We start from the raw sequence: 7,116 nt of genomic DNA, 5'->3' as shown, positions 1-7,116 counted from the left end.
CTGATTAAAGGCTATCAGGCGCGTCAAGGGGCAGGGTGTGGAAAACAATCCTGACTTCATCCATGCCTGATCAAACGAGGGCGGTTCGCGTCTTCGCGCGAAGGCCCACTCATGCGATAAGGCTGCATGAATGGGGCACCCGGCGTTGCTGTAGTTCACGCTCACGTTTCTCCGCTTCTATCGCGGCTTTCACATCATCAGGGTTGACGCGGAGGATCGTATCCATCGCCTTGCTAAACGTGTTGTATTCAGGATTGCTTTTCATTGTTTCATCTTCGGTTTGTAAGGGTTGCTTTTCAAACTCTTCTTGAGTCGATCTGGATGTTTATCGAAAAAGTCTTTGCCAATTTTGTCTAACAATGAGAATGACTTGGCGTTGACGATCCAACATTTGCAGGCCTTATCGCGGTCGTGTCCTGCTAGGACTGCCGCAGTTACTCCATCACCAGAATAGTGCTTTTCAAAGTTACTCAATCGGCCCCGAGCATGACCGTTGTCCAAACATGGAAGTGCCGCGTATGAGTTCATTACGCATCTCTGGACAACTCCAGCGATCAAATCCGCCGGCTGTAGCAAGGTAGTCTTCTTAGGAAGAAATTGATGTTTTCGCAAGTCTTGAAGTTCGCTATTTTGATTGTCGAAATCGGCGAACACTTTCCGAATCTCGTGCTCTCGATCACCCTTCTCGTAGACATAGTGAACGGCATTCTTACGGCGGCCTTCATCCTTTAGGAGTGCCTCTAAATTCAACAGAGCTACATAGGCGCATCCTGAGAAAGCCGGGCCTAGTTCGTGGGGATGCGCGGCACCGGATAGGACTTTGTCGAACTCCTGCACCTCAATTGACGCACTCAGGATATACACCTCTTGTCGATTGACGATGGCCGCGAGCTTCTTCAGAAATTGAATGCGTTCCTGCGAAGTCCAGTTCTGCGATCCCAATTTGCACGAAGGAGTATTGAAATCGGTGAAGTGAAATACCTTCTTATCTGTAGCGATTTCCCAATCACTTTCAATCTGCTCCGCGACATCGGCGGGGGCTAAAAATCCGCCAACAGTGATAACGGGGTGGCAGTCATCTTTACCAGCACCATCAAAGTAGACGCGCAGTGCCACTAGTATGCCCTCTCTCGCACGGCCAAAGACAATGCCCGAAATCTCGCGGGCATTCACAGGACACCTCCATCATCCCCCACCCCAGTTGATTCGGAAAGTATATATTTACCGCGAGGATTCCCTCAGGGGCTAAAGAGGGTGTTGAAAAAGTGTCTCGCCGGGAAGAAAGCGTACCTCAGCGGCTAAAGCCGCGTTGATTTTGCAGCGTTAGCGGCACGGCTGAAGCCGTGCCCTTAAGCAAAACTGACTTTTTCAGCACCCTCTTTCAGCCCTTGAGGTTTGATTGGGCTTTTACCTGGGGCTACCCTTCCATGAACGAGCCACAAGCGGCTCGTTTCTGGGGCGGTTCGCCCCAGGCTGGTATATGTCGCGCCTCTGGCGCTCTTCACGGTGCGCTTCATGGAGTTCTCACGCAGACTCTAAGGAAGGTCTGATTAAGTCGGCGAAGATTCCCTCAGGGGCTAAAGAGGGTGTTGAAAAAGTGTCTCGCCGGGAAGAAAGCGTACCTCAGCGGCTAAAGCCGCGTTGATTTTGCAGCGTTAGCGGCACGGCTGAAGCCGTGCCCTTAAGCAAAACGGACTTCTTCAGCACCCTCTAAAGCCCCATTGCATTGAAGGACGTTATGGCGTGGCTGAAGCCACACCCCTTCAAAGCGAAGACTTAATCAGAGGTTCCTTAAAGTCCCTTGAATTGGCTGGAGTTTTCGCAGGGCTGAAGCCCTGCGCTCCCACCGAAACGCACAAAGCGCGCATTTTTCGGCAGCCTGTGAAGCCATGCCTCTTCAACGCTATGACTTAATCAGAACTTCCTTCGGGCTTTGGTGTCCGTCATTTCTGTGGCAGTGCAATAATGCGGGGATGAGTGGACGGGGTGGTTGGCAGGGGTTGAATCGGCGGCGGTTTCTTGCGGTTTGTTCGGCGGCGGGAGTGGGGCAGACGTTGCTGCCCGGTGTGTTGTTGGGGATGGCGGCTGAGGTTGAAAGCGATGGCGCGGGGGTGAGCGGGGCCGCGCTTCTGAAGATTACTCCCGAGATGATCGATGCGGCGGCGGCGATTGCCGGGCTGCGGTTGACGGCGGAGCAGAAGGCGATGATGCTCGGCGGGCTCTCGCGGCAGAGGGATTCGGTGGAGGTGATCCGCACGCTGAAGATGCCGAACAGTGTGGCTCCGGCGTTTGTGTTTGACCCGGTGCCTGCGGGTGTGAAGATTGAGACGGAGCCTGGGCCGGTTCGAGACATGATGCGGATGAGTGCGGCTCCGGATGTTTCGCGGCTGGCGGCGGCTGGTGTTGCGGAAGACTCGGATGACCTGGCGTTTGCTTCGGTGCGTGAGTGGGCGGAGCTGGTGAAGACACGCAGGGTGTCGAGCGTGGCGCTGACGAAGATGTATCTGGCGCGGTTGAGGAAGTATGATCCGCTGCTGCACTTTGTGATTACGTACACGGAGGAGCGGGCGCTGGCTCAGGCCGCGGCGGCGGATGCGGAGATCGCGGCGGGGAGATATCGCGGACCGCTGCATGGGATTCCGTGGGGCGCGAAGGACTTGCTGGCGGTGAAGGGCTACGCGACAACGTGGGGCGCGGCGGGGTTTGAGCAGCAGAGCCTGGACGAAGATGCCACGGTGGTGAAGCGGTTGGATGCGGCGGGCGCGGTGCTGGTGGCGAAGTTGTCGATGGGCTCGCTGGCGCAGGGCGACCTGTGGTTTGGCGGGAGGACGCGGAATCCGTGGAACCCGAGACAGGGGTCGAGCGGGTCTTCGGCGGGGAGCGCGAGCGCGGTGGCGGCGGGGTGCGTGGGGTTTGCGATTGGGACGGAGACGCTGGGGTCGATCTCGGCTCCGTGTACGCGGTGTGGGGTGACGGGGCTGCGGCCGACGTTTGGGTTTGTACCGCGCACGGGTGCGATGGCGTTGAGCTGGACGATGGATAAGATTGGGCCGATTGCGCGGTCGGTGGAGGACTGCGCGCTGGTGCTGAGCGCGATCTATGGGCCGGATGGGCACGACCGCAGCGTGCGGGATGCGGCGTTCCGCTGGGATGCGGGGTTTGACTGGAAGATGCTGCGTGTCGGGTATCTGAAGAGCGAGTTCGATGTGCCTGCAAAGCCTGATGGAACGAGTGAAGGAGCGAAGCGGGACTTTGCGCGCCGCGTTTATGACGCAAAGTACGGCGCGGCGGCGCTGGATACGCTGCGCAATATGGGCGTGAAGCTAGTGCCGATGGAGATGCCGCATGGGTGTCATTTTGGCGATATGACTCCGCTGCTGGAGGCTGAGGCCGCGGCTGCGTTTGAGGAGTTGACCTTGAGCGGACGCGACCGGCTGCTGACGGGGCAGAAGAGTTATGACTGGCCGAATCAGTTTCGCGTGGCGCGGTTTTATTCGGCTGTGGATTATGTGCAGGCGCAGCGGGCGCGGACGCTGGCGATGGCGGCGATGGAGAAGATGTTCGCCGATGTGGATGTGATGGTGACGCCTTCGGACGGTGCGCAGTTGACGGCGACGAACCTGACGGGTCATCCGGCGGTGATTGTGCCGAATGGCGTGCGCGGCGATGGTGCTCCGCTGCCGGAGAAGACGGGCGATGGCGATGTGGGGAACGTGGGCGGGCCGGGGACTCCGGTGTCGATTACGTTTCTGGGGGCGCTGTACTCGGATGCGCGCGTGGCAGCGTTTGCGCGGGTGTATCAGCGGGAGAGTGCGTTTTATTTGATGCGGCCGCCACTGCGCTAGCCCATGTGGCGGACGGTCATCTGGGGGATGCGGACGTTGGGTGGCTGGAGGCAGGCGAAGGCGATGGCTTCGGCTACTTGGGCGGGGTCCATCATGCGGGAGTTGCGGATGGAGTCTTCGGTGCGTCCGTGGCCGAGGGCGAATTCTGATTTGACGCCGCCGGGGAAGATGGTTCCGACCTTGATGCCGTGTTTGCGGAGTTCGGCGTCGAGCGCCTGAGCGAAGCCGGACTGCGCGAATTTTGTGGCGCAGTAGACGGACTCGCCTGCAGTACCTTGCAGACCGGCGACCGAGGAGATGAAGAGGATGATGCCGCTCTTTTGCGCGATCATGTGCGGCACGGCGTGGCGGGAGAAGAGGAAGCCGCTGCGCATGTTGGCGTTCATCAGGGCGTCGTAGTCGGCGGCGGAGGTGTCGATGAGGTCTTTGTAGTTGCCTGCTCCGGCGTTGTTGATGAGGATGTCGAGATGGCCGAAGCGGTTGAGCGCGAGTGCGATGGCTTGCTGCGCGGTTGCCTCTTCGGCGGCGTCTCCGGCGTGGAAGACGGCCTGGCCGCCGAGCGATTCGATTGCGGCGGCGAGCGTGCGGAGGCGGTCTTCGCGGCGCGCGGTGAGGACGAGGTTTGCACCGCGCTGTGCGAGTGCGAGGGCGGTGGCATGGCCGATGCCTGCGCTGGCTCCGGTGACGAGGGCGGTTTTGCCTGCGAGGGGCGCGGCTGTCTCCATTTCTGGATGGTAGCATCCGGTTATGGCGACGGATGTGCTGGGCGGTGTGCTGGTTGAGGCGCGCGGGCTGGTGAAGGAGTATGACTCTGGTGCGCGCGTGGTGGACGGGGTTTCGCTGGAGATTCGGCGTGGCGAGACGCTGGGACTGGTGGGCGAGTCGGGCTCGGGCAAGAGCACGGTTGCGCGGATGTTGCTGCGGCTGATTGAGCCTTCGGCGGGCACGGTGCGGTATGACGGCGTGGATCTGCTGGGTGCCGGTTCGCGCGAGTTGCGGGCGCTGCGGCGGAGAATGCAGATTGTGTTTCAGGACCCTTTCGCGGCGTTGAATCCGAGGATGCGGGTGCGGGAGATTCTGGCGGAGCCGTTTCGGATACATCGAGAACAGGGATCGGGGGACAGGGATCAGCTTGTCCGTATGCTGGACGAGGTTGGGCTTGAAGCCTCGGCGCTCGACCGGTTTCCGCATGAGTTCAGCGGGGGGCAGCGGCAGCGCATTAATATTGCGCGTGCTCTGGCGTTGAAGCCGGAGTTTCTGGCGCTGGATGAGCCGGTAAGCGCGCTGGATGTTTCGGTGGGGGCGCAGGTGGTGGACCTGCTGCGTGAGTTGCAGCGCACGTATGGGCTGACGTATCTGTTCATTTCTCACTCAATGCCGCTGGTGCGGTATCTGTGCGACAGAGTGGCGGTGATGCAACGCGGACGGCTGGTGGAGGTGGGCGAGTGCGAGCAGGTGTGTGCCGCTCCGAGGGACGAGTATACGCGCGGGCTGATTGCCGCGACGCCGGAGATGCCTGCCTGAGCGGATGGAAAGTCGCAGCCGATACAATGGAAGATGGATGACATTCGGCATTAGCTCGCATTGGCATTATGCCTGGCTGGTTGTGGCCTCGTTTATCGCGGGCGTGATGAATGCGATGGCCGGCGGCGGCTCGTTTCTTTCGTTCCCTGCAATGCTTGGGATGGGCGTGATGCCGGTCCAGGCGAATGCAACCAACACGGTCGCGCTGTGGCCGGGGCAGGTGACATCGCTGGCGGCGCTCAAGTCTGACGTCCGCAGAGAACTGCTGCCGGTGGTGGTGCTGGTCTCGATCCTGGGAGGTGTAACGGGCGCGGTTGTGCTGCTCAAGACTCGCCAGGTGACGTTTCTGCATCTGATTCCGTGGCTGCTGCTGATGGGCGCGTCGATCTTCGGAATCAGCGGGCCGGTTTCACGCTGGCTGCGTGCGCGGTCCGCGATGCCCCACGCCGAGCGCAGGCCACGCTTTGTCCCGCTTTTCTGCTCGCTGTTTCCGATTTGCTTTTATATCGGATACTTCGGCGCAGGAGGCGGGTTTCTGGTGATGACCGTGCTTGCCCTGTTCGGCGTGGAAGAGATGCATGCGCTCAACGCCATGAAGATCGTGACCGCCTGCCTTTCGAATGCGGTGGCGATCGTCACGTTTGTCGTGACCGGCGCGGTGGTGTGGCACTATTGCATCATCTCGATGATGTTTGCGGCGGCGGGCGGATACGTTGGGGCGCACTATGCGCGACGCATGAATCCAGAGACTTTGCGCGCCGTGGTTGTAACGACCGGGCTCGTCATTTCGGCCTATTTTTTCTGGAGACAATATTAGATGAGTCAGAATACAGTCGATCTCGTTGGCTACGTCGCGGCTGCCTGTACGACGTTGTCGTTTTTACCGCAACTGCTGCGCGTGCTGAAACTGCGGTCGGCAAGGGACATCTCGCTGGGGATGTTTCTGGTCTTTTCAGTCGGCACGGCGCTGTGGTTTGCCTATGGTCTGCTGGCGCATTCGTGGCCGGTGACGGCGGCTAACGCATTGACGCTTGCACTGTCGCTCAGCATTCTGGTGCTGAAGCTGCGCTTTGACCGCAACGCGATCAAGGAGGTGACAGAGCCATGAGCCATGAAGGCATCCGGTTTGTGAGCGCGGAAGAGGCGGCGCGTGAGAGCGCCGAGGAGGCGCGACTGCACGAGGATGCGGTCACGCCGAAGAAGGTGCGCGTGATGAAGTCCGAGGGCACGGGGGTTGAGATTGAGTGGAAGGATGGGCACCGGAGCGCGTGGAACTTTGCGTGGCTGCGCAATGCGTGTCCGTGTGCGACGTGCCATGACGAGCGGGAAAAGAGCGGGCGGCCTGCCGGAGTGGCGAAGCCAAAGGCAGAGACGCTGCTGGTGATGTACGAGGCTCCGCCGCGTCCGGTCGAAGTGACTCCGGTGGGCAAGTATGCGCTGAAGTTCAAGTGGAACGATGGGCACGAGAGCGGGATTTATTCGTGGGAGTATCTGCGGCGCGTGTGTCAGTGCGAGGCGTGCAGGGCTAAGGCATCCTCCGTATAGGGATAGCCCGACGCGGGCCGATGCGAAACGCGGATTGCCTTCGGGAATGACAACAAAAAGGTGGGGAATGCCTTGAGGATGAGGATGTCACCGGGACTATACCTCCAGGAAAATAGCTACGAGGCTTCATAAGAGCAGGAGGTTGTGCAGCCATGAGCGAAATGAGGGGATTCTTCCCCTTCGTTTCACTCAGGGTCAGAAT

Annotated in this window: 7 protein-coding genes; 5 read left to right on the top strand and 2 right to left on the bottom strand. The window is 60.0% G+C overall.

All coding sequences use genetic code 11. The annotated features are described in order from the left end of the window. Positions 1-261 precede the first annotated feature (261 nt). Entirely contained in the window at positions 262-1,173 is a 912-nt protein-coding gene (locus VFU66_RS00820) for a hypothetical protein (protein WP_326444326.1), read from the bottom strand. 800 nt (positions 1,174-1,973) lie between these two features. Between VFU66_RS00820 and VFU66_RS00815 the strand changes: the two genes are divergently transcribed. Continuing rightward, positions 1,974-3,845: an amidase gene (locus VFU66_RS00815; protein ID WP_326444325.1), complete on the top strand. Its 1,872-nt coding sequence runs from the start codon at positions 1,974-1,976 to the stop codon at positions 3,843-3,845. Here VFU66_RS00815 and VFU66_RS00810 read toward each other — a convergent pair. Further along, positions 3,842-4,570: an SDR family oxidoreductase gene (locus VFU66_RS00810; protein ID WP_326444324.1), complete on the bottom strand. Its 729-nt coding sequence runs from the start codon at positions 4,568-4,570 to the stop codon at positions 3,842-3,844. The genes VFU66_RS00815 and VFU66_RS00810 overlap by 4 nt on opposite strands. A gap of 22 nt (positions 4,571-4,592) precedes the next feature. On the opposite strand from VFU66_RS00810, the gene VFU66_RS00805 reads away from it, so the two are divergent. Genes VFU66_RS00805 through VFU66_RS00790 form a run of 4 tightly spaced genes read left to right on the top strand, consistent with a single transcriptional unit; the run spans position 4,593 to position 6,914 of the window. Continuing rightward, positions 4,593-5,369: an ATP-binding cassette domain-containing protein gene (locus VFU66_RS00805; protein WP_326444323.1), complete on the top strand. Its 777-nt coding sequence runs from the start codon at positions 4,593-4,595 to the stop codon at positions 5,367-5,369. A gap of 37 nt (positions 5,370-5,406) precedes the next feature. Then, complete coding sequence (locus tag VFU66_RS00800; RefSeq protein ID WP_326444322.1) at positions 5,407-6,186, top strand: sulfite exporter TauE/SafE family protein; 780 nt, start codon at positions 5,407-5,409, stop codon at positions 6,184-6,186. Further along, entirely contained in the window at positions 6,187-6,477 is a 291-nt protein-coding gene (locus VFU66_RS00795; RefSeq protein WP_326444321.1) for an SWEET family sugar transporter, read from the top strand. Next, the gene (locus VFU66_RS00790; protein WP_326444320.1) at positions 6,474-6,914 is read left to right on the top strand and encodes a gamma-butyrobetaine hydroxylase-like domain-containing protein; all 441 of its coding nucleotides are present in this window, start codon (positions 6,474-6,476) and stop codon (positions 6,912-6,914) included. Before VFU66_RS00795 ends, VFU66_RS00790 begins: the two co-directional genes overlap by 4 nt. The last annotated feature ends 202 nt before the right edge of the window (positions 6,915-7,116 follow it).

Source organism: Edaphobacter sp. (assembly GCF_035763405.1).
Taxonomy (GTDB): Bacteria; Acidobacteriota; Terriglobia; order Terriglobales; family Acidobacteriaceae; genus Edaphobacter.
This window is presented reverse-complemented; position numbering and strand designations above follow the sequence as displayed.

Bases quoted from the DNA above. Each gene is read 5' to 3' on its own strand.
- VFU66_RS00815 (WP_326444325.1), top strand. From the start codon at position 1,974: ATGAGTGGACGGGGTGGTTGGCAGGGGTTGAATCGGCGGCGGTTTCTT.
- VFU66_RS00810 (WP_326444324.1), bottom strand. From the start codon at position 4,570: ATGGAGACAGCCGCGCCCCTCGCAGGCAAAACCGCCCTCGTCACCGGA.
- VFU66_RS00805 (WP_326444323.1), top strand. From the start codon at position 4,593: ATGGCGACGGATGTGCTGGGCGGTGTGCTGGTTGAGGCGCGCGGGCTG.
- VFU66_RS00800 (WP_326444322.1), top strand. From the start codon at position 5,407: ATGACATTCGGCATTAGCTCGCATTGGCATTATGCCTGGCTGGTTGTG.
- VFU66_RS00795 (WP_326444321.1), top strand. From the start codon at position 6,187: ATGAGTCAGAATACAGTCGATCTCGTTGGCTACGTCGCGGCTGCCTGT.
- VFU66_RS00790 (WP_326444320.1), top strand. From the start codon at position 6,474: ATGAGCCATGAAGGCATCCGGTTTGTGAGCGCGGAAGAGGCGGCGCGT.